Annotated in this window: 14 protein-coding genes and 1 CRISPR repeat array; of the genes, 3 read left to right on the top strand and 11 right to left on the bottom strand. The window is 59.4% G+C overall.

What is annotated here, in order from left to right; all coding sequences use genetic code 11:
- Nucleotides 1-11 precede the first annotated feature (11 nt).
- The 3 genes from OQH67_RS09090 to OQH67_RS09080 are packed head-to-tail and all read right to left on the bottom strand — an operon-like array spanning nucleotide 12 to nucleotide 3,744.
- A complete protein-coding gene (locus OQH67_RS09090; protein ID WP_215436105.1) occupies nucleotides 12-968 on the bottom strand; it encodes an ABC transporter permease in 957 nt (318 codons plus the stop codon).
- Nucleotides 965-1,879, bottom strand: coding sequence for an ABC transporter permease (locus OQH67_RS09085; RefSeq protein WP_215436187.1), 915 nt, complete (start codon nucleotides 1,877-1,879; stop codon nucleotides 965-967). Before OQH67_RS09085 ends, OQH67_RS09090 begins: the two co-directional genes overlap by 4 nt.
- A gap of 5 nt (nucleotides 1,880-1,884) precedes the next feature.
- Nucleotides 1,885-3,744, bottom strand: coding sequence for a peptide ABC transporter substrate-binding protein (locus OQH67_RS09080; protein WP_265145476.1), 1,860 nt, complete (start codon nucleotides 3,742-3,744; stop codon nucleotides 1,885-1,887).
- A gap of 144 nt (nucleotides 3,745-3,888) precedes the next feature.
- Between OQH67_RS09080 and OQH67_RS09075 the strand changes: the two genes are divergently transcribed.
- Entirely contained in the window at nucleotides 3,889-6,018 is a 2,130-nt protein-coding gene (locus OQH67_RS09075) for an alpha-L-fucosidase (RefSeq protein WP_215436108.1), read from the top strand.
- Nucleotides 6,019-6,304: 286 nt separating this feature from the next.
- Here the strand turns inward: OQH67_RS09075 and OQH67_RS09070 are convergent, their stop codons facing one another.
- The 3 genes from OQH67_RS09070 to OQH67_RS09060 form a co-directional block, all read right to left on the bottom strand.
- Nucleotides 6,305-7,270, bottom strand: coding sequence for a thioredoxin family protein (locus OQH67_RS09070; RefSeq protein WP_082780688.1), 966 nt, complete (start codon nucleotides 7,268-7,270; stop codon nucleotides 6,305-6,307).
- A 350-nt stretch (nucleotides 7,271-7,620) separates the two neighbouring features.
- Entirely contained in the window at nucleotides 7,621-7,818 is a 198-nt protein-coding gene (locus OQH67_RS09065; protein ID WP_215436110.1) for a hypothetical protein, read from the bottom strand.
- The gene (locus tag OQH67_RS09060; protein WP_215436112.1) at nucleotides 7,818-8,585 is read right to left on the bottom strand and encodes a thioredoxin family protein; all 768 of its coding nucleotides are present in this window, start codon (nucleotides 8,583-8,585) and stop codon (nucleotides 7,818-7,820) included. The genes OQH67_RS09065 and OQH67_RS09060 overlap by 1 nt, the downstream gene beginning before the upstream one ends.
- 214 nt (nucleotides 8,586-8,799) lie before the next feature.
- Between OQH67_RS09060 and OQH67_RS09055 the strand changes: the two genes are divergently transcribed.
- Nucleotides 8,800-10,023, top strand: a complete 1,224-nt coding sequence (locus tag OQH67_RS09055) for a saccharopine dehydrogenase family protein (RefSeq protein ID WP_215436114.1) — start codon at nucleotides 8,800-8,802, stop codon at nucleotides 10,021-10,023.
- Between the two features lie 460 nt (nucleotides 10,024-10,483).
- Nucleotides 10,484-11,461: a metallophosphoesterase family protein gene (locus OQH67_RS09050; protein ID WP_215436124.1), complete on the top strand. Its 978-nt coding sequence runs from the start codon at nucleotides 10,484-10,486 to the stop codon at nucleotides 11,459-11,461.
- A gap of 310 nt (nucleotides 11,462-11,771) precedes the next feature.
- A CRISPR array of direct repeats spans nucleotides 11,772-12,273; the repeat unit is 33 nt; unit sequence GTCGCACCTCACACGAGGTGCGTGGATTGAAAC.
- Between the two features lie 552 nt (nucleotides 12,274-12,825).
- Here the strand turns inward: OQH67_RS09050 and OQH67_RS09045 are convergent.
- The 5 genes from OQH67_RS09045 to OQH67_RS09025 form a co-directional block, all read right to left on the bottom strand.
- A complete protein-coding gene (locus tag OQH67_RS09045; RefSeq protein ID WP_215436127.1) occupies nucleotides 12,826-14,193 on the bottom strand; it encodes a DUF6056 family protein in 1,368 nt (455 codons plus the stop codon).
- Entirely contained in the window at nucleotides 14,193-15,632 is a 1,440-nt protein-coding gene (locus tag OQH67_RS09040; RefSeq protein ID WP_215436130.1) for a cell division protein FtsZ, read from the bottom strand. Before OQH67_RS09040 ends, OQH67_RS09045 begins: the two co-directional genes overlap by 1 nt.
- 20 nt (nucleotides 15,633-15,652) lie before the next feature.
- Nucleotides 15,653-16,864 carry a cell division protein FtsA gene (gene ftsA / locus OQH67_RS09035; RefSeq protein ID WP_130084567.1) on the bottom strand — a complete coding sequence of 404 codons (1,212 nt, stop codon included), beginning with the start codon at nucleotides 16,862-16,864 and terminating at the stop codon, nucleotides 15,653-15,655.
- Nucleotides 16,865-16,978: 114 nt separating this feature from the next.
- Nucleotides 16,979-17,524, bottom strand: coding sequence for a hypothetical protein (locus OQH67_RS09030; RefSeq protein WP_067573751.1), 546 nt, complete (start codon nucleotides 17,522-17,524; stop codon nucleotides 16,979-16,981).
- Nucleotides 17,525-17,621: 97 nt separating this feature from the next.
- Entirely contained in the window at nucleotides 17,622-19,562 is a 1,941-nt protein-coding gene (locus tag OQH67_RS09025) for a phospho-sugar mutase (RefSeq protein WP_215436133.1), read from the bottom strand.
- Nucleotides 19,563-19,708 lie beyond the last annotated feature (146 nt).

The raw sequence follows: 19,708 nt of genomic DNA, 5'->3' as shown, positions 1-19,708 counted from the left end.
TCTCTAAAAAATCAATTCTTGGAGGACTTCGGGTCCAGCGCGTCCCGCAGGCCGTCCCCCAGAAAATTCAGCGCCAGCAGGGTCACGGAAAACAGCAGGGCCGGGAACAGGAGCAGTTCCGGGCTCACTTCCATGCGGTCCGCCCCCTCCTTGATGAGCGTGCCCCAGGAGGAATTAGGGGCCTTTACGCCCAGCCCCAGGAAGGAAAGGACGGCTTCCAGCAGCATGATTCCCGGCACGGCCAGCGTCGTGTACACAATCACGGAGCCGAACAGGTTCGGGGCTATGTGGCGGAAGAGGATTTTCACATGCCCTATGCCCAGGGAACGGGCCGCCTCCACGAATTCCCGCCCCTTCAATTCCAGGGTCTGCGTGCGCACGATGCGCGCCAGCGTAAGCCATCCCAGCGCACCGATAGCAATGAAGAGCGGAATCAGCCCGGTGATGGGGCTCACCATTTCCACGGACCACCCGGTAATGCCGGAGACCCACTGCGTGAGCTGCCGGGAAGGTTCCTCCACGGAGAGGGAGAAAATGATCACCAGCACAATGAACGGCAGGGCGAAGAGAACGTCCACCAGGCGCATCATCAGGGCATCCAGCCTGCCCCCGGCATAACCGGAAACCAGGCCATACGCCACGCCGATAACCAGGGACACGCCCGTAGCGACCACGCCCACCAGCAGGGAAATGCGGCCGCCGTACAGCACGCGTGCCAGAAGGTCCCGCCCAAGCTGGTCTGTGCCGAACCAGTGGTCCCAGGAAGGAGCTTCCGCGATGCGCGCCAGGTCCTGCACGTTGGGATGCGGCAGCCACGGCAGCAGGGGCCCCAGAAAACAGGAGGCCACAATCAGGACCAGCGCCAGCAGGGAACACATGGCCGCACGGTTCCGGGAAAGCCGCAGAAAAGCGTCCTTCCACAGGGAGGAACCCTGTTCCTCCGGCGCGTTCAGGCTCTCTTTCTTCATGACTCCGCTCTCAGTCTCGGGTTGACGGCCATCTGCACCAGGTCCACGGCCAGATTGGCCGCGACGATCAGAATGCCGTAAAACAATACCAGCCCCTGGATGAGGAAATAGTCCCGGTCCGTGGTGGCGTTCACGAAGTGCTGGCCCATGCCGGGCACCTGAAAACAGGTTTCCACCACGAAGGAGCCGGTAATCATGGCGGCAAAAGCCGGCCCCAGGTAGGAAATGGCCGGAATCAGGCCGCCGCGCAGGGCGTGCTTCCAGACCACCCGGAAAGGCCCCGCCCCCTTGGCGCGGGCCGTCCTGACAAAATCCTGCCCCAGAACTTCAAGCATGCCGCCGCGCGTCAACCGGGCCAGGTAGGCGGCGTTCACGAGCCCCAGCGTCAGGGCAGGCAGCAGCACGCAGCCGGGGGAGTCCCACCCCGCCACGCTCAGGCCGGGCACGTGCATGCCCAGTCCCACGCCCAGCAGCGGAGCCACGACGAAGGCGGGAATGCAGATGCCCGCCATGGACACCAGCATCACCCACCAGTCAATCCAGCGGTTTTTATACAGAGCCCCCAGAATGCCGGCGGGAATTCCCACCATGATGGAAATCACCATGCCGAGGACGCCCAGCTGGAGGGAAACCGGGAAGGACTGCCCGATCATGTCTGCCACGCTGATGCCCTCCTTCACCAGGGAAGGCCCCAGATCGCCGTGGGCCAGCATGTTCCACCAATAGCGCCCGTACTGGACAAGGGCGCTCTGGTCCAGTCCGTAACTGGCCTGCAACTGGTGCAGAACGTGTTCGGGCAGCTTCTTTTCCCCCATGAAGGGATGGCCGGGGAGCATGCGGATCAGGAAGAACGTCACCGTTTCCAGCACAAAAAGGACCAGAATCCCCTGCCCCATGCGTTTCAGGATCATCCTGGTCACGGCTGTTCCCCCTTTCCTGCGGCCTGCGAGGCGCGCAGGCTGATGTCTTCAAACAAATGGTTGTCCAGCAGGAGAGGATGCCAGCCCTGCACCTCCGGCCTCTTCAGGTAGGAGCGCCTGGCCCAGTACAGCGGAATCACCGGGGATTCCGACAGCATCAGGGCTTCCGCGCGGGCCAGCAGGGCCATGCGCTTTGTCTGGTCCCCCGTGGCCCGGCTTTCCGCCAGCAGGCGTTCATATTCCGGATGTGACCAGCCCGTGTTGTTGTTGCCGGAAGCGGCGCTCCACAAATCCAGAAAGCTGGACGGGTCCAGGTAATCCCCGGACCAGGAGGAGGAACTCAAATCATACTGCATGGAATTCTGGGCGAATTTGTAGGCGGTCCATTCACAGGAACGTATCTCCACATGAATCCCCAGGTACTTTTTCCACATGCCCTGGATGGCCTCCGCCATCGTCTTCTGCACCTCGCGGGAAGTAGTCATCAATTCCAGCCGGGGAAATCCCTCCCCACCGGGAAACCCGGCCTCCGCCAGCAGGGCGCGCGCCTTTTCCGGATTGAATTCCACGCCGTGCGGCGTGCTGTACCCCGCGCCGTCCGGCGTGAAGCCGAAGCACGACTGCCCTCCCCCGCACACCACGTCCCGCACCAGCGCCTCCCTGTCCACGGCCATGGAGAGGGCCTTCCGCACGCGGGCGTCCTTCAACGGCCCGTGCCCGGTATTCAGCCGGTAAAAAATAGTCACGTAATAATCGTCCTGGCAGAAGTCCGCCCCGCCGCGCTCCCGTGCGTATGCCGTCATCTCCGGCGGCACGTTGTTGGTCACGTGCATCTTGCCGTTGAAAAACATGCGAGTTTCCGTAAATCCGTTCACGGTGGGAAGAAAGCGGACTCCGTTCAGGCGGACCGCCGCGGCATTCCGGTACCGGGGATTCCGCCTCACCTCCACATAGTCATTGAAACGGTGCTCCGCCATCACGAAGGGGCCGTTGCCCACGGCCGCTCCGGGCCTGGTCCATGCCCCCGCGCGGCTCAGCATGCCTCCATGGGCCTCCACCGCATGGCGGGGGACCGGAAACCAGGTGCAGTGCAGAAGCAGCAGGGGAAGCTGGGGCATCGGGGAGCGCATCGCCAGCTCCAGGGTATGGTCGTCCACGGCGCGCGCACCCACATGTGCGGCATACCACAAATCAGGGCGTCCGGCACGGACGTCTTCCAGCACGATGGCCGCCATCCGTTTTGCGGCATCCGGCGGCATTCCGGCGGGCCATTCCATCAGGGACGGCTCCCGGGCCAGTTCTTTCAGTTCCGGGGCATCCATGCCGTCCAGCTTCTTCCAGTCCACGCGGTCCAGCAGGGCCGCATCCAGCCCGTATTCCGCGGCAAACGCGGAGCCGGGACCGCATAAAATCAGACTGCGGAAATTCCTGTTGTACGCCTCCGCATTCTTCAGGGGATAAAGCATGTCCGCATACCTGCCTCCGAACTCCGGATGCAGCAGGCGGTGGTAGGCATACACGAAGTCATGGGCCGTCAGCGGAGTCCCGTCGCTCCACACGGCATCCTTCCGCAGGGAAAACCGCCATACGTCCGCTCCCGGATTGTGCATCCATGATTCCGCCACGGCGGGATGAAAAACGGAATCCTTCCGGGAATCCCCGCGCAGCAGCCCCTCCATCACGGCATTGATGATCTTGAAGTCGGAAACGGAGGTGGCTACGTGCGGGTCAAAACTCTGGGGCTCCGTGTTATTGCCCACAATCAGGATTCCGTCTTCCTGCGCCCGTTCCACGCTGGTACGCGTGTCGCACCCTGCAAGCAGGAACACCACGCAGAAAATCATGAACAGGCGCATGGCCGGATTCTGTCAGGTTTCCGCTTTCCGCGCAAGATTTCACCTGAAAGAAATTCACTTTGCGGACTGCCGTGATTCTGGTCTTTTCCTGGTCGCCAGCACTCCAAACTGGCTTTCCCCCGAATACTTCCCTACCATTTTTCCATGTTTCAATTCAAACATCATCTGTTTTGCCTCCTGGCCCTGCTTGCAGGCGCCTCCATGGCGGCGGCGGCGGACACGGCTCCCTGGCTCAGGGCCTGGATCGATGGGGAAGAAATAACGGGAACCACGCTGGAAAGCCGCTACAGCACCCTGGACGACGAACCTGCCAGCCCCGTCATCCGCTGGGAAAAAAGCGATTCGAGAAACGGCAAACCCGTTCTTGTCCAGCAGGGAAAGGACAAGGAATCCTACACGCTGACGGACAAGGACGCGGGCCAGTACTTCCGCATCATCGTGGGCAGCGGCACGAAAGACGCCATTGCCAGTCCGTGGATAGGCCCGGTGATCACGGAAAAGCAGGCGGAAAGCATTAATAACCGCTTCGATCCCGCCAATACCTACCAGGAAAACGTGGACGCCCTTCAGAAGGAACTGTCGGAAAAACTCAGGGATGCCGTCTATTTCACCGTGGAAACCGGCAAGCTCCACGGCTCCCCCTACGCCATGGTCAACAACGAACGGGTACCCCTCCCGGAAGATATCCGGCCCTTCCGGGAAAACGGGAAAATCTATATAAACCAGCCTTTTGTTCAAGCCGTTTTCAAGAAGGAACTTCCGGACGAAATCATGGAGGAAGCGGGAGGCCAGAAAGCCTACGAAATAGGCAACGCAGCCAGGGCGCTGAAACTCAACCTCTGGCAGGGAGACAAGGAAAAAGCCCCCGTGCCCAATTTCCGGCTTCAACCCATGGCCGAGGGCCTGGTGATCTTCACTCCGGAGAAGGACATCTTCTCCCCGGTCAGGGACCGCGACCTGGTCAATGAAGCCATTAACCGACTCTTCGACTTCAAGGCCAATGACGAACAGATTCAGTGGTTCCGCGACGCCAAATTCGGCATGTTCATCCACTGGAACCCTTCCTCCCTGCTGGAACGGGAAATCAGCTGGGAACGCAATGCCGCCCGCCCCTTTGACAGCAACAGCGGCAAGAAGAACGTCATGGACTTCGAATACGATTCCACCTACCGCCGTTTCAACCCCAAACAGTACGACCCCAAAAAATGGATGTCCGTCGCCAGGAAAAGCGGCATGAAATATGCAGTGCTGACGAGCAAGCACCACGACAGTTTCAGCAACTTCCCCTCCGCCTACGATACGTTCACCATCGCCAATACCCCCTACGGCAAGGACATCGTGGGACAGTTTGCGGCGGCGGTGCACGCGGCCGGACTTAAACTGGGCTTCTACTACTCCGGGCGGGACTGGTACAATCCCTACTACCTGACCAACCAGCACTACCGCTATCTGGAATATTACTTCGGCCAAATCAGCGAACTGCTCACCCGCTACGGGCAGGTGGACATCCTCTGGTTCGACAGCCTGGGCAGCAGCTCCCTCAATCAGTGGGACCCCCGCACCATGATCCGCCGCATCAAGCAATACCAGCCCGACATTCTGATCAACAACCGCATGAACGGCACCAGGGGCGGCAACAAGGGCCCCCTGGCGGAAGACCTGAAAGGCGATTTCCTGACTCCGGAATGCAAGCTGGGGCCGTTCAACGACAAAACCCCATGGGAGAGCTGCATGACCGTGGCCGACATTCCCGGCACCCGCTGGACGGGCAACTGGTCCTACACCTCCAAGGCCAAAGTCAAGCCCGTGGAAGAATCCATCAAATTCCTCATCAACAACACAGTCAAGGACGGAAACCTGCTCTACAACATCGGGCCGACGCCGCTGGGCACCTTCGTCCCCGAACAGGCGAACACCTTCCTGGCCATGGGCAAGTGGATCGCCCCCTACCGTGAGGCTATCTACGGCACGCGCGGCGGCCCCTACAAAAACATGCCCTGGGGCGGAAGCTGCTACAAAACAAACCGCAACGGCAAAAAAACCGTTTACCTTCACGTCAGTCCCCTGATTGCGCAGAAAGGAAAAGAGCTGAAAGGTTCCGAACCTCTGCTCATCAAGGATATCGGCGAGAAATTTACCAAGGCGACCGTAATCGCGGACGGGACGTTCAACGGAAAGGAAGCCAAGCTGGAAAAAGAAGACGGCCAGTACAAAATCACGCTCCCCGCAGGCATGTCCTGGGACAAGTGGGATACCGTCATCAAGCTTCAATAACCGCTCTTTTTCATCAGAAAACAGACAAGGCAGCAGGCCGGTCCCGGTATCATCCGGGGCCGGCTTTTATTCTTCCCGGAGACTCATGGGGGCGCCTTCCGTCCCGCTTTCCATCTCCTGCGAGGAACGGTCAAAGCAACGGAAGGGGCAATATTCCCGCAACATGACCGGTTTCTTCCGCCTTGTTCCCGCAAAGCGGCTTCTGCAGGCATGAAAAACCCCGCAAGGGCCATGCGGGCCGTTGCGGGGCAGTCCTCCGTATCAGGAGGGAAAAAGCAGTGTCAGCTTACTTGTTCTGAGCCTTTTTGGCAGCTTCAATCTGGGCCTTGATCCGGTCCTTGTTGGCAAGAATTCCGGCCTTGATGCGGGGAGCCTGCTGGCCCGCTTCCGTACCCGGCTTCAATTCCGCGACCTTGTCCAGGATCAGCACGGCGCCGTCCACATCACCGGTGGAATTCAGGAAAGTGCCGAATTCCATCATCAGCAATTCCTGCTGGGTTTCCGGAAGGAGCTTGTCACGGTTGGGATAGGACTTGACCACCTGAAGGGCTTCGGCGGGCGTGGTATTGGCCGTCATCTTGCCGGCCAGGTAATCCTGCACTTCCTTCTGTTCTTTCTTGAGCTGGTCGGCGTGGGCGTCCGCAGCCTTCAGGCCGGACTTGTCGTCCTTGTCCAGCTTCTTGATTTCCGCCTTCACGTCACCGTAGAAATTATCCACATAATCCTTGGGAGCCAGCTTGAGCACTTCCATCAGCGCGGCAACCTTGGCTTCATCCGTGGAAGCCTTCGCAACGTTGGCTTCCGCCGCCTGAAGGGCTTCCTTGTTCTTCAGGGCGTCCTGCATGGCTTTCATCACGTCTTCCCTGGGCCTTCCGCCCACAAAGCCGCCGAAGGGCTTGCCGGAAGCATCCGCAAACACCACGGTCGGGAAACCCGTCACGCCGTACTGTTCGGCAAGCTTCTGGTTGGCCGCCTTCACTTCAGCGGACTGTTCCTTGCTGCGCGGATAATCCAGCTCCAGCAGCACAAAGTTCTTCTGGGCCTCCTTCTGGAAATCAGGCTTGCTGAACACATTGGCGCGGAGCTGCATGCAGGGCGGGCACCAGTCGGAGCCGGTGAACTCGATCATCAGGTCCTTCTTCTGTTCGGCAGCTTCCTTCTTGGCGGCGTCCATATCGGTCAGCCACCCCTCCGCGGCAAAGCAGGGTGCGATGCAGGCGGCAACAACTATTGGCAGAATTTGTCTAATCATAGCTACAATTAATATTGAAGGGTCGGACACGCGCCGTCAATCTCCCGTTCAATCATTTTTAGAAAACATCCAAAATGGCGCATCATATCCGGTTAAAATGACAGACGGGCCAAATACGGCCATCAAACGCCATCCTTCTCTTTCCTCCGGAACAGCCCCTGCGGCAATCCAATGCCATACCTTTCCGGCGTATCTCCTGTTTTCAGGACAATCCAGGCCCCCATCCACAGGCTATTTCCTTCATTTTCCGCAAGAAAGAATCGGGAGGCATGCACACCGCACCCCATAGCAAAAACCCGCAGGAACGCGGACGTTGCGGGGCAATCTTCCGGAGCGGGAAAAGAAAACAATTATTTGTCCTGCTTCTTTCTGTCCGCGTCAACCCGGGCCTTGACACGGTCCTTGTTGGCAAGGATTCCAATTTTGAAGAGAGAAGCGTACCGTCCGGTTTCCGTATCGGGAGCCAGCTCCACCACCTTGTCCAACATCAATACGGCGCCGTCCACGTCACCGGTGGAATCCAGGTAGGCGCGGAACTCCTCCATCATTAAATCCTGCCGGGGTTCCGGAAGAAGCTTGTACGGTCGGGATAAGCCCTGATCGCTTGGAGAGACTCAGCGGAGGGAGTCTTGGCCGTCATCTTGCCGGTCAGGTAATCCTGCACGTCCTTCCGTTCCTTCTGGAGCCGGGCGGCACGGATGTCCGCAGCCTTCAGACCGGACTTGTCGTCCTTGTCCAGCTTCTTGATTTCCGCTTTCACGTCACCGTAGAAATTGTCCACATAATCCCTGGGAGCCAGCTTGAACACTTCCATCAGGGCCACGGCCCTGGCTTCATCCGTGGAAGCCTTCGCAACCTCAGCTTCCACCATCTGGAGAGCCTCCTTGTTCTTCAAGGCGTCCTGCATGGCTTTCATCACGTCTTCCCTGGGCCTTCCGCCCACAAAGCCGCCGAAGGGCTTGCCGGAAGCATCCGCAAACACTATGGTCGGGAAACTCGTCACGCCGTACTGTTCGGCAAGCTTCCGGTTGGCCGCCTTCACTTCAGCGGACTGTTTCTTCCTGCGCGGATAATCCAGCTCCAGCAGCACGAAGTTTTTCCTGGCCTCTTGCTGGAAATCCGGCTTGGTGAGTACATTGGCTCGGAGCTGCATGCAGGGAGCGCACCAGTCGGAGCCGGTGAACTCGATCATCAGATTCTTCTTCCGTTCGGCGGCTTCCTTCCTGGCGGCGTCCATATCGGTCAGCCACCCCTCTGCGGCAAGGCAGGGCGCCATGCAGGCGGCGGCAATTATCGGCAGAATTTGTCTGATCATGGCCAGGATTTCACATTAAGACGGCGCCTGCCGTCTGTCAATCTTCATACCAATCATTTTTGGAAAATATCCAAAATGCCACATCCGCCACCTTGTAAGGCAAAAGACGGCTTTCATTGGAACCGGCTCTCCCGGCAACATGGAAGGAGTGACACTATTGCACCAATTCCGGGATTGCCTTTCGGCCTCTTTTCCCTTATGTACTGGACCTGTTATGAATACGGTTTTAATCATCGGAGCAGGCGGCGTAGGCCATGTGGTAGCCAATAAATGCGCGCAACTGCCGGACATCTTTCAAAACATTCATCTGGCATCCCGTACGAAAAGCAAATGCGACGCCATTGCGGAAGATGTGCGCGCCAGAACGGGCATCAGCATCACCACGCACGCCGTGAATGCCGACGACGTGGACGCCACCGCGGCCCTGATCCGCGAGGTAAAACCGCAATTGCTCATCAATGTGGCGCTTCCCTACCAGGACCTGGCGCTGATGGACGCCTGCCTGGAAACGGGCGTCAACTATCTGGACACCGCCAATTACGAGCCCCGGGACGTCGCCAAGTTCGAATACTCCTGGCAGTGGGCCTATCAGGACAAATTCCGCAAGGCCGGGCTCTTCGCCCTGCTCGGCTCCGGATTTGATCCGGGCGTGACCAACGTCTTCACGGCCTGGGCGCTCAAACACCATTTTGATGAGATCCACACGCTGGACATCATCGACGTCAACGGAGGCGACCACGGCAAAGCCTTCGCCACCAATTTCAACCCGGAAATCAACATCCGCGAAGTGACGGCCCCCTGCCGCCACTGGGAAAACGGAGCCTTCCGGGAAACGCCCGCCATGAGCATGCACCAGAGCTTCAACTGCCCGCAGGAAGTGGGCACCTATGAAATCTACCGCATGTACCATGAAGAAATGGAAAGCCTGGTCAAGCACATCCCGACCATCCGCCGGGCGCAATTCTGGATGTCCTTCTCCCCGAACTACCTCAAGCACCTGGAAGTGCTGCAGAACGTGGGCATGACCCGCATTGACCCGGTCACGTACAACGGCGTGGAAATCATTCCGCTGCAATTCCTGAAAGCCGTGCTGCCGGACCCCGGAGACCTTGGCAAGACGACCAAGGGAAAAACCTGCATCGGCAACGTCATCACCGGCGTCAAGGACGGCAAATTCAAGGCCGTGTACATCTACAACATTTGCGACCACGAAAAATGCTTTGAGGAAGTAGGCTCCCAGGCCATCTCCTACACCACGGGAGTTCCCGCCATGATCGGCGCGGAAATGATCCTCACAGGCAAATGGTCCGGTGCCGGAGTCTTCAACATGGAGCAGAACGATCCGGATCCGTTCATGGAGGAGCTCAACAAGCGCGGCCTGCCCTGGCACTGCATCGAACTCACGGAAGAACAGGCGAAAAACCTGCAAGTCCAGTAACTCCCTCCGTCTCCCGGTTTCTTCCTCTTTTCAGGACCGTTCCGCCTCACGGCAGGGACGGTCCTTTTTATTCCCTTTTCCATGACGTACTGTTTTCGTGACCGAGTCTTTGCAATGCTGCCTGGGACTTCATTCCGAGCCGGGAAAAAGACCGGGCTTCCTGCCCTCTCCCGGAACCCGCCGCGCCTGCCCCGGCTCCTGGGGACCGTGGCCCCCAATATGACGACTGGTGCAGACAGAGGAACCGCGACGTCCATTGTTTTTTCAGCCCAGTTCATAGCCGAGGCGCTCCACAGGATGATATCCGGATGCGGCCCCCCTTCCCTTTTCCCATGCCGGATAGGGAAGAAAACGGGATTTGCCGCCTCCTTTTCCAAAAGGAACGGGAATGGAACCCGCAGGACGCATCCGGGATTTTTTTCTGGCATGAAGGAAGATCCCTGTCAATAATGGGGAAGCCATGAGATTCATTGCCCTGTTCTTCATCTTTCTGCTTCAAATTGCGTGGGCGGAAGAACCTTGGAAAATCGCCATCATCGGAGATACGCACGACGCGCCCCCGCGCATGGAAGGAAGCGAAGGCGTGGCCGTCAACTTCATCAAGACCCTCTACGGAGAAATCCTGAAGCACCAGGTGGACATGGTCATCCAGGTGGGCGACATGGCGGACGTTCAGGGAAGCGCGCCCGTCAAGGGACTTGCCAAACGCAAGGAACTCAACAAAATGTTGGAGGAAAAAGGCATTCCCTTCTACGCCCTGCGCGGCAACCACGAAGCCATTCCCGGGCGCGCCGTTCAATTTCGCGAACTCTTCATGCCCACCCGCAAACAGGGGGCCAAAGGACTGGCGACCAGAAAGCTCAACTACGGCATCCGCCACAAGAATGCCTCCCTGTACTTCATGGACATCGACCTGACTCCAGCCCAGCTTGTAGACTTCAGCGCGTGGATCAAGAGAAACAGGAGCAAGGCGAACTCCGTCCCCCGCCATTGCCTGGTGTTCACTCACCGGACCCTGCAAACGCCCATGCAATTCCGGGAATGCCTGTGGGGCCGCTACAACGACAGCGCCACCGAACAGCAGAACATCTTTTACCGCAACCTCCGGGAAGCCGGCGTGCGCTTTGTCGTCACGGGACACCTGCACGCCCACGACCTCTACACGATCACCTCCCCGGACAGGAAGCACAGGCTGACCTCCCTCATCTGCGCCCCCGCCGGGAACAAGGTGCTGCCTCTGCCGCTGCTGCTGCCCACAAAATCCCGGGTCAAGACCCTCCAGTACCGTTCCGGCATCACGGCCTACTACATCCTGACCATCCATCCGGACTCCATGACGCTGGACACCTACGCCGCCCCCAACAACGGCACCACGGACAAGGGCCCGCAAAGCGACGAATTCAAGAAACTCCCTTCCTACCAGATCCCGATGGATTAAAGGAAAGAACATTCCTTCCCTGTTCACCGGAAAGGAAACTGGACGCGCTTGAGCTTTCCGGATAAACTCCCTTCCACCTTGGAATGCCAGGGCAGAAAGAAGGAACATGCTCACCTCCCTTCTGCCGGACAGCGCCAACCTCAAGCTCACAGAAAATTCCCGGGACACCGGCGATTGCTGCAAGTTATTGAGGACTGCATATTGACATCATGGAAACAATAAACGGCGGGTTGGAAATATCCCACTGATAAACAGGTTGGCGCAAAACATCCTCTGCCCACCTGAACATCAGCCGGATACCTCCCCTGCCGTCGCACCTCACACGAGGTGCGTGGATTGAAACATAATCCGGAGGACGTGGCGGCCCTCCTGGATGCGTCGCACCTCACACGAGGTGCGTGGATTGAAACCCGGACACCTTGGCATCACCGTACACCTTGGCAGTCGCACCTCACACGAGGTGCGTGGATTGAAACTGTCGGACATGAGCGAGAAGACCCGCGAGAAGTTCGTCGCACCTCACACGAGGTGCGTGGATTGAAACGAGGACCCGGACGCTACCTGGAGAGCCGTGTTGCGTCGCACCTCACACGAGGTGCGTGGATTGAAACGTGGAGATTGCGAAGAATGGAGGGGTGTTGCTGGGTCGCACCTCACACGAGGTGCGTGGATTGAAACAGCAGGAAGGAGAAGCGTTTGTTTGACGCCTGGGGTCGCACCTCACACGAGGTGCGTGGATTGAAACTGAGGCTGACGGGTACAGGGCTGCCGACACGACGGTCGCACCTCACACGAGGTGCGTGGATTGAAACCATCCACGGAAAATGGTTTACCCAAAAGCTGTTGGTCGCACCTCACATGAGGTGCGACTAAACCGTTTGGGCAAGCGTTGGAATATCCATCAGAGCGGACAGCAGAAAGAAGAAAACCGCATTTCCCTGACGTGATTATGTTCGCGATAGTTTCTGCACAAAGATTCCGTCCAAGTATTCCGCCTTGCTGTCCAGTCCATTCAACCGTTTGTTTCCTCATGGCCGAATTCCGGCTGAAGGTTTTGTTCTTCCACGGCCTACCTGTTTCCCGCCAAAAAGCAATGCCGTTTCCATAAAGTCTTTTTTCCTGCCGGATGTAAATCCGCCTTTCCTTGCCTCTCCACCAGCCTCTCAATTTGACTTTTTCCACATCCGCGCTTCCCCCAACGGGATATTTTCCATTCAGCTTCCGTATTTCATTTTTTCTTTTCCTCCCAGTTTCAGGCCGTTTCCATCCGGGCGGCCCACGCATTTCCACGCTCCACAACCCGTACCCTGCCGCAGGGAAAAACAACCGGAAGAAAGGAGGACAAGCAGGAAGTTATTCCCCTTTTATTTTGTCCTGATACTCCGGATTCCATAGTAGGAGGCCGCGCCACGGTTAACATAGTCCTCCGGCGATTCGGACAAGTCCACCCAGAAGATGAAGGAACACCAGGGCGATGGACGGACGAAGGGAGGAACGGAAAGGTCCCGGATTCCAGCTTTTTTTTGTTCCAGAATCATGTTGACGCGTTCCCGGTGCTGGCGATACATCAGCAGGTGGTCGTACAGCGTGGAGGCAACGCATGCGCTGGAGAAGACCAGAAAGAAGACAATGAATATCCGCGGACGGGGAACAGCGCCGGGAAGGCCGTACCAGACATGGATCAGTGCCATGACGCCCGTACCGAACAACACGGTTGCAGAGAACATGGCATGGTCCGCCGGAATCACGGCGGCACAGAAGGAGAGCGCCATGGCATATGCCGTCATTATACAGGCCGCTGCCGTTCCCATTTCCGTTCTCCACGGAAGAAATGCCTTCCGGTCCCTGCCGGAATGTTTCCACAGTACCCAGGCCGCAGCCAGGCCCAGCAAGAGGGGAAGCGCCAGGTATTCATGCATTCTGGCAAGCAGGACGGGAACGGATTCCAGCCTGTCCGGAATGCCGGAGAGAGGCACGGCGCAGCCGGGCGCGGCGGAGTTCATCCGGGCCGAGACTCCGGGGGCGAACAGTATGCAGCACGAACCCGCCACGTGCGCCGCAAGTCCTCCATAAAACCACAGCGGCAGTTTTTTCCTCCGGACCACGCGGACGAAGAGGAACAAGATTCCCAGCAGGAGCCACGTCCCGGGGATGTTGTTTTCATTGGTCATGCCCGCCAGGAATCCCAGAACCAGCACGGCCGCCCACCTGCGCCAGCCGGACGGCGCTTGGTTTTCCGTTTCCGCCAGACCGCGGTACAGGCACAGGAATCCCAGCCACAGGGCGGCGGCCCAGGAATAGTTGGTTGCCCCGGAGAGCCAGTAAATGGTAACGCCGGGACGGGCCGTACAGGTGAACAGCAGGAGTAGGCCCAGTCCGAACAGCCGCACGTCCGGCGAGAAGCGGGGATTCACCCTCCGCCCGGCGGCCAGGTAGAACATCATCAGCGCCAGACCGACCTGCACCAGGGGATTGAGCAAGATAAAGAGCCATTTGCCGGCCGTCGCCACCGCAAATGCCAGATATTCCCCTATCCGGGGATTCCAGGTCATGTATGAGTCCACACAGCGTTCCCAAACCAGAGTGAAGGAAAAACGGTGTTCCATCCCCGTGAGGGCATGGTGGTACGTATCGGACGTGAACGGGCTCCACCAACTGAGCAGAGCCACATACAGGAGGGAGGCGAGAATTATCGCCCAAAACCACAGCCTGGACGCACGGGGAGAAGGCATCAGTTCTGATCCGGTTTCCTTTTTCTCAGCGCCGGGGGAAGGTCCAGGTCTTCCCCGTCCAGAATGAGGGGGCGCACGCGGGCGAACAAGCCGTGCCCGGCGCGTTCTTCCTCGCCCTCCGCGGGGGAAGCGCCTTCCTCCAGCCCCTTGATGTCGGGAGCGGGTTCCGGTTCTTCCTCCGGCTTTTCATCCGTCCCGCCTTTTTCCTCCGCCAGGGTGCTTTCCGGCGGCGGGACGGCACCCGGCGCCGGGAGGACCGGCCTTACCGGCACCAGTTCTTCTTCCAGTTCGTGCTCATTGCTCTTGACGGAGGGAATGGGCCGCTCCGGTTCGGGTTCCGGCATCGCCGCGGGAAAAGAAGGCTGGATGGTTTTCCCGGCCCCGGCAAAAAGACTTTCCTCCGGAACCAATTCCGGTTCCACAGGCGCCGCCGTTTCCGGCTTCAGGGGCGGAACGGGGCGGGACGCCGTTTTTTCCGCCGGCACAACACCCAGTACGGTCAATGCCAGACGGTCATCCATGCCGTCCGCCACGCTCGCGCCGATATGGAGGCGCACGGAACCGCCCAGCATTTCCGCCATGCCGTTCACCAGCATTTCCAGACGCTGGAGGGTCAGGGAAGCTCCGCCGCGGACCAGCACCAGAACATCGTCCACCGCACTCAGGCGCTTTTCCAGAAAGAGGGGGGAATTTTTCACCTGCGCCAGTATTTCCTCCACAGGGGCGTTCACGGAAGATTCCCCCACACCGAAGGAGCAGATGCCTTTCCCCGCTCCGGCCACGCACAGCAGGTCGTCCAGACCGACCTGGAGCAGGCTCCCGGAGGAGTCGAGAAGGGAGGGTACGATCAGCACGGCGCGCGCCATGAGGGCGTTGACGACGGAGAAGGCTTCCAGCACTCCCTTGTCGGAATCAATCAGGCTTTCCATGGCGTCGTTGTCAAAGCGCAGCACCATGTCCGAGTACAGGGCCAGCCGGGCCAGCGCTTCATCCGCAAGGGCGGAACGGCGTTCCCCCTCAAAGCCGAAAGGACGGATAACGACGCTGACGACATAGGCGCCCTGTTCCTTGGCAAGCCGCGCGACTTCCGGAGCCACGCCGGACCCCGTACCGCCGCCAAGCCCGGCGGCGATGACGGCCAGGTCGCAGCCTTCCAGGGCCCGCAGGATGGCGGATTCACTTTCCCGCGCCGCCTGGGCGCCCACGGAGGCGTCCCCGCCCGATCCCAGCCCCCGGGTGATTCTGGCGCCCAGATGAATCTTGCAGGGGACGGAGGAGGCGTTCAGCAGGCGTGCGTCCAGATTCATGGCGCATACGGAGGAGGTCTGCGGCGCCAGGGCCAGCACTTCCTCCATGACCTTGGTGCCTGCGGAACCTGCGCCGAAGAGGCAGGTTTTTCCGGACCGCGCGGTCGGTTCCCGTGTAGAAAAGTCCAGCATGGTGATAGGGGTGGGGGGTGTCAGGAACGTTCCTTGGAGAAGAGGCCGAAGAGGCGGCCCAGCCAGCTCCGCTGCGGCGGCAGTTCCGCGTCCAGAATCTGGGCGTAGCGGATCAGGCCGATGGCCGTGCAGTACCGCGGATCGTCCAGGTAGGAGGGGGCTCCGTTTTTGGACAGCGTGGGACGGCTGATCGCCACGCCGAATACGTGGGAGGCGAGTTCCCCTACGCCGCGCATGAGGCTGGCGCCTCCGCACAGATAGACTCCGTGGCAGCGGTTGCCCTTGAAGGTGTCCTTGGGCAGGGAGGATTTGACCAGATTGAAGATTTCCAGCAGGCGGGAACGGATGATTTCATTGAGCACGTTGCGTTCAACCGCGGCGTCCTTCATGCCGCCTTCCCCGCGCACGCGCACCATTTCATTGGTTTTCCCGGAGAAGCTGTTGGCGTCACCCTCCGTTTTTTTCAGCAGTTCCGCCTGCGGCAGGGGGATGCCGGTCATCAGGGTGATGTCGTTGGAGATATGGTCCCCGCCCAGCGGCACGCAGCCGGAGGCCACGAGCTGGCCGTCCAGATACAGCACATAGTCCGTGGTGCCCGCCCCCATGTCTATCAGGAGCGCGCCCGCCTGCTTCACCTGCCTGTTGAGCACGAACTGGGCCGTAGCGATGGGCGCAAAGACCACGTCCGCAATGTCCAGGGGAACTTCCCTGACGCAGCGGAAGGAGTTGGTGATGCGGGATTTGATGCCGTGGATGATGTGGCAGTCAATGTCCAGCGTCCTTCCGGTCAGCCCGGCGGGATTGGTCAGGTTTTCCTGCCCGTCCACGGAGAAGAGGCCCGGCACGCGGTGCAGGACGAATTGTTCCGGTCCCAGGGCTACGTCGCGGGCGATTTCCGTCACCTCGTCCATGTGCTCCTGGGAGATGATGCTCTCATCCGGAGGCAGGCGGAAGGTGCCGCGGTTGTTCTGTCCCACGATGTGGGCGCCCGTCACAGAAAGGTAAACGGTCATGATGTCCACGTCCGCATGGTCCTGGGCCATGTTCCAGGCGTCGTAAACGCACTGGATGACCTTGGAGGTGTCTTCTATTTCTCCGCGCACCACCCCCTCGCTAGGAACTTCACCCACGCCGATGATCGTCACGGTCGCGTCCGGCTTCACTTCGCCCACGACCATGCAGGTTTTGCTCGTGCCTATTTCAAGCCCTACGTGAATTTTTGTCTTAGCCATGAAAGTCAAGGAACTATCAACGTCCTCACACCTGATAGCACATCAGGCTTCATTGATCAAGAAAGCCCGTGCGAACATACACAAAAAACACGGCCTGAAACCGCAGAGGACGGGTTAAAGCCCAGTGGGATGGCGCACCAGGAAGTTCCTGGTGTTCCGGCCGTCCACCCTCCAGCGGGGGCCTTCGCCACGCCTGCCGCTGCCGGAAGTGTCAAACCGGAGGCCGCAGATGACCAGGAAAACGTGCCCGTCCTTGGCATAAACGGAGATCCAGTCCCCGGTCCCTTTCTGCCCGTAATTCAGGAACAGCTTGGAATGGCGGGTGGAAGTCAGGAGGCCGGCTTCCTTCAGGACAAAAGAGGTGCTTCCGGAACAGTCGTAATGAGTATCATAGTGCTTCCTGTGGCCGCCGCCCATCCGGTAGGGTTTGTTGACCAGGGAATTGGCGGCTGCGATGGCCCGTTTTACCTGGACGGGAGCATTCCTGGGAGGAATGGCTTTCCCGTTGTGGAGAACGGCCGTCTTCCCGGGAACGAAGCTGTAGGCGGGGAGGCGCGCAGGGGCTTCGACTTGGCGTTGGGAGGAGGAGCAGGAGGAGAGTATAAGCCCGGCAAACAGAGCGGAAACCAGGCAGAGGGGTTTTTGAACCGCAAATGTCATAAGGACTATAAACTGCTCAAATCCGCCTTCTTTGGCAAGAAAATAAATTCGCCCCGTCCACATTGCGTAGTGGCCGGGGCGAATTTGTTAACAATATTTAGCTGTCGGAACGGGTGCGGGCATCCTTTTCCACGGCTGCCCACAGGGAGTCCAGAGAGGCCTGGACCTTGGGCAGCGCCTCCTTCACGGGCTCGCCCGGCTTCCCGTGGCCGAAGAGGTAGTATTTGATCTTGGGTTCCGTGCCGGAGGGGCGCACCGCAAAGCTGCGGCCGTCCGCCAGGTCCACAAAGATCATCTTTTCCGCGGGGATGGGATCGCCTTCCACGTCTACCATGTCCCCCTTGGAAAAGTCGCGGATGCCGCTGACGGGGACGCCGTCCAGTTCCGCGGGAGGATTGGCGGAGTAGGACGCGGAGAGGGCCGCAATTTTGGCGGCGCCGTCCGCACCTTCCATGACCAGGGATTTGCCCATTTCCAGATAGACGCCGAATTTTTCAAAGAGCTCATGCAGGAGTTCCAGCAGGCTTTTTCCGGCGCTTTCCGCATAAGCGGCCAGTTCCGCAAAGATGATGGCGGCGGAGTTGGCATCCTTGTCGCGCACGAAGTCCTGGGCCAGGTAGCCGTAGCTTTCCTCCCCGCCGAATACGAAGTAGCGGCTGTATTGCAGGCGCAGGGCCCGCGTCTGCTCCTCGCTCATCCTGCGGTAGTCCCTGCGTTTTTCCGCCGGGATGGCTTCCTCATATTTTCCGAGCTTCTGGGCAATGTATTTGAACCCCGTGAGCACGTTGACCACTTCATACCCGAAGTGGTGGCCGATGGCGTCCTGCAGCCCGGTGGTGACGAATGTTTTCACCATGACGGCGCGGGAACGGTTGGAGTCATTGATGATGCCGAGTTCCGACATGCTCATGCAGCGGTACCACGCCAGCAGGGAGCCGATCTGGTTGCCCGTCAAAAGGTACATTTTTCCGTCTTCCCCACGCACGGCCACTCCCATGCGGTCCGCATCCGGGTCCGTGGCGATGACGATGTCCGCTCCGGAAGCGTCCGCCTGTTCAATGGCCATGGCCAGTGCCGGCGGATTTTCCGGGTTCGGGGAAGCCACGGTCGGGAAGCGGCCGTCCTGCACGTCCTGCGCCGCCACGGTCTGCACGTTGCAGCCCAGTTCTTTCAGCAGCGGAACGATGATGTGGCCGCCCGTGCCGTGCAGGTTGGAGTAAACGATTTTGGCGCCTCCTTTGGAGAAGAGTTCCGGACGCAGAAGCACGGATTTCAGCCTGTCCATGTAAATGCGGTCGAAGGAGGAGTCCAGCACGTGGAGTTTTCCCCTCCGGTTTTCCGGCAGGGGTTCGTATTCTTCTGAGGTCAGGGCGTTCACTTCCGCAATCACCGCCTTGTCATGCGGGGGAACAAGCTGGGCGCCGTCGCTGAAATAGGCCTTGAAGCCGTTGTCGTGGGAGGGGTTGTGGCTGGCGGTCAGCACAACGCCGGAGTCCGCATTCAATTCACGGATGGCAAAGGAGATTTCCGGCGTGGCGCGGGGGCTGTCGAACAGATAGACGTCGCAGCCCAGGTCCGTGCCGATTCCGGCACAGAATTCGGCAAAGTCACGGGAGAAATGGCGCGTATCGTGCCCGATGACCAGCCGGGGCTTTCTTCCCGGGTCTGTGGCCTCCACGTGTTTTTTCACATAGATGATCAGGCCGCGCATCGCACGCCCCACGTTGAAGTAATTCATGCAGGCCGTTCCCACGCAGGGATATTCCGGACGGCCGTTGACGCCGCCCTTTCCTTCTTCCGCAGCCGTGACCACATTGCCGATGGTGCGTCCGCGGAGCCCCCCCGTGCCGAAAGCCAGGGTTTTGTAAAAACGGTCATTCAGTTCCTGCCATTGTCCGGCGGCGGCCAGTTCCTCCACGGCCTGGCGCGCCACGGGAGATTTCGTTCCCGCCAGAAGAAGGCGGATGTTGGTCAGGGAAGATTCCAAAAGCCTACCCTCTTTCACGGCATTCGTCAGGGATTCGTCCAATGTATTCATGCTGGCGGAATACTACATCATGCATCCTGTTTGACAATAGCTCTTTCCTCCATGCCTTGAGAAAAAACAGCCATCTTTCCTCCGGCCGGCCACCGGGAGGGAATCTCGGCCCTTTCTTCCCGAAAAACCGGCCCTTCCGCCGCAGC

Source organism: Akkermansia biwaensis (assembly GCF_026072915.1).
In the GTDB taxonomy this organism is placed as follows: Bacteria; Verrucomicrobiota; Verrucomicrobiia; order Verrucomicrobiales; family Akkermansiaceae; genus Akkermansia; species Akkermansia biwaensis.
The sequence above is the reverse complement of the archived record's forward strand: the minus strand, read 5'-3'. Positions and strand labels throughout refer to the sequence as shown.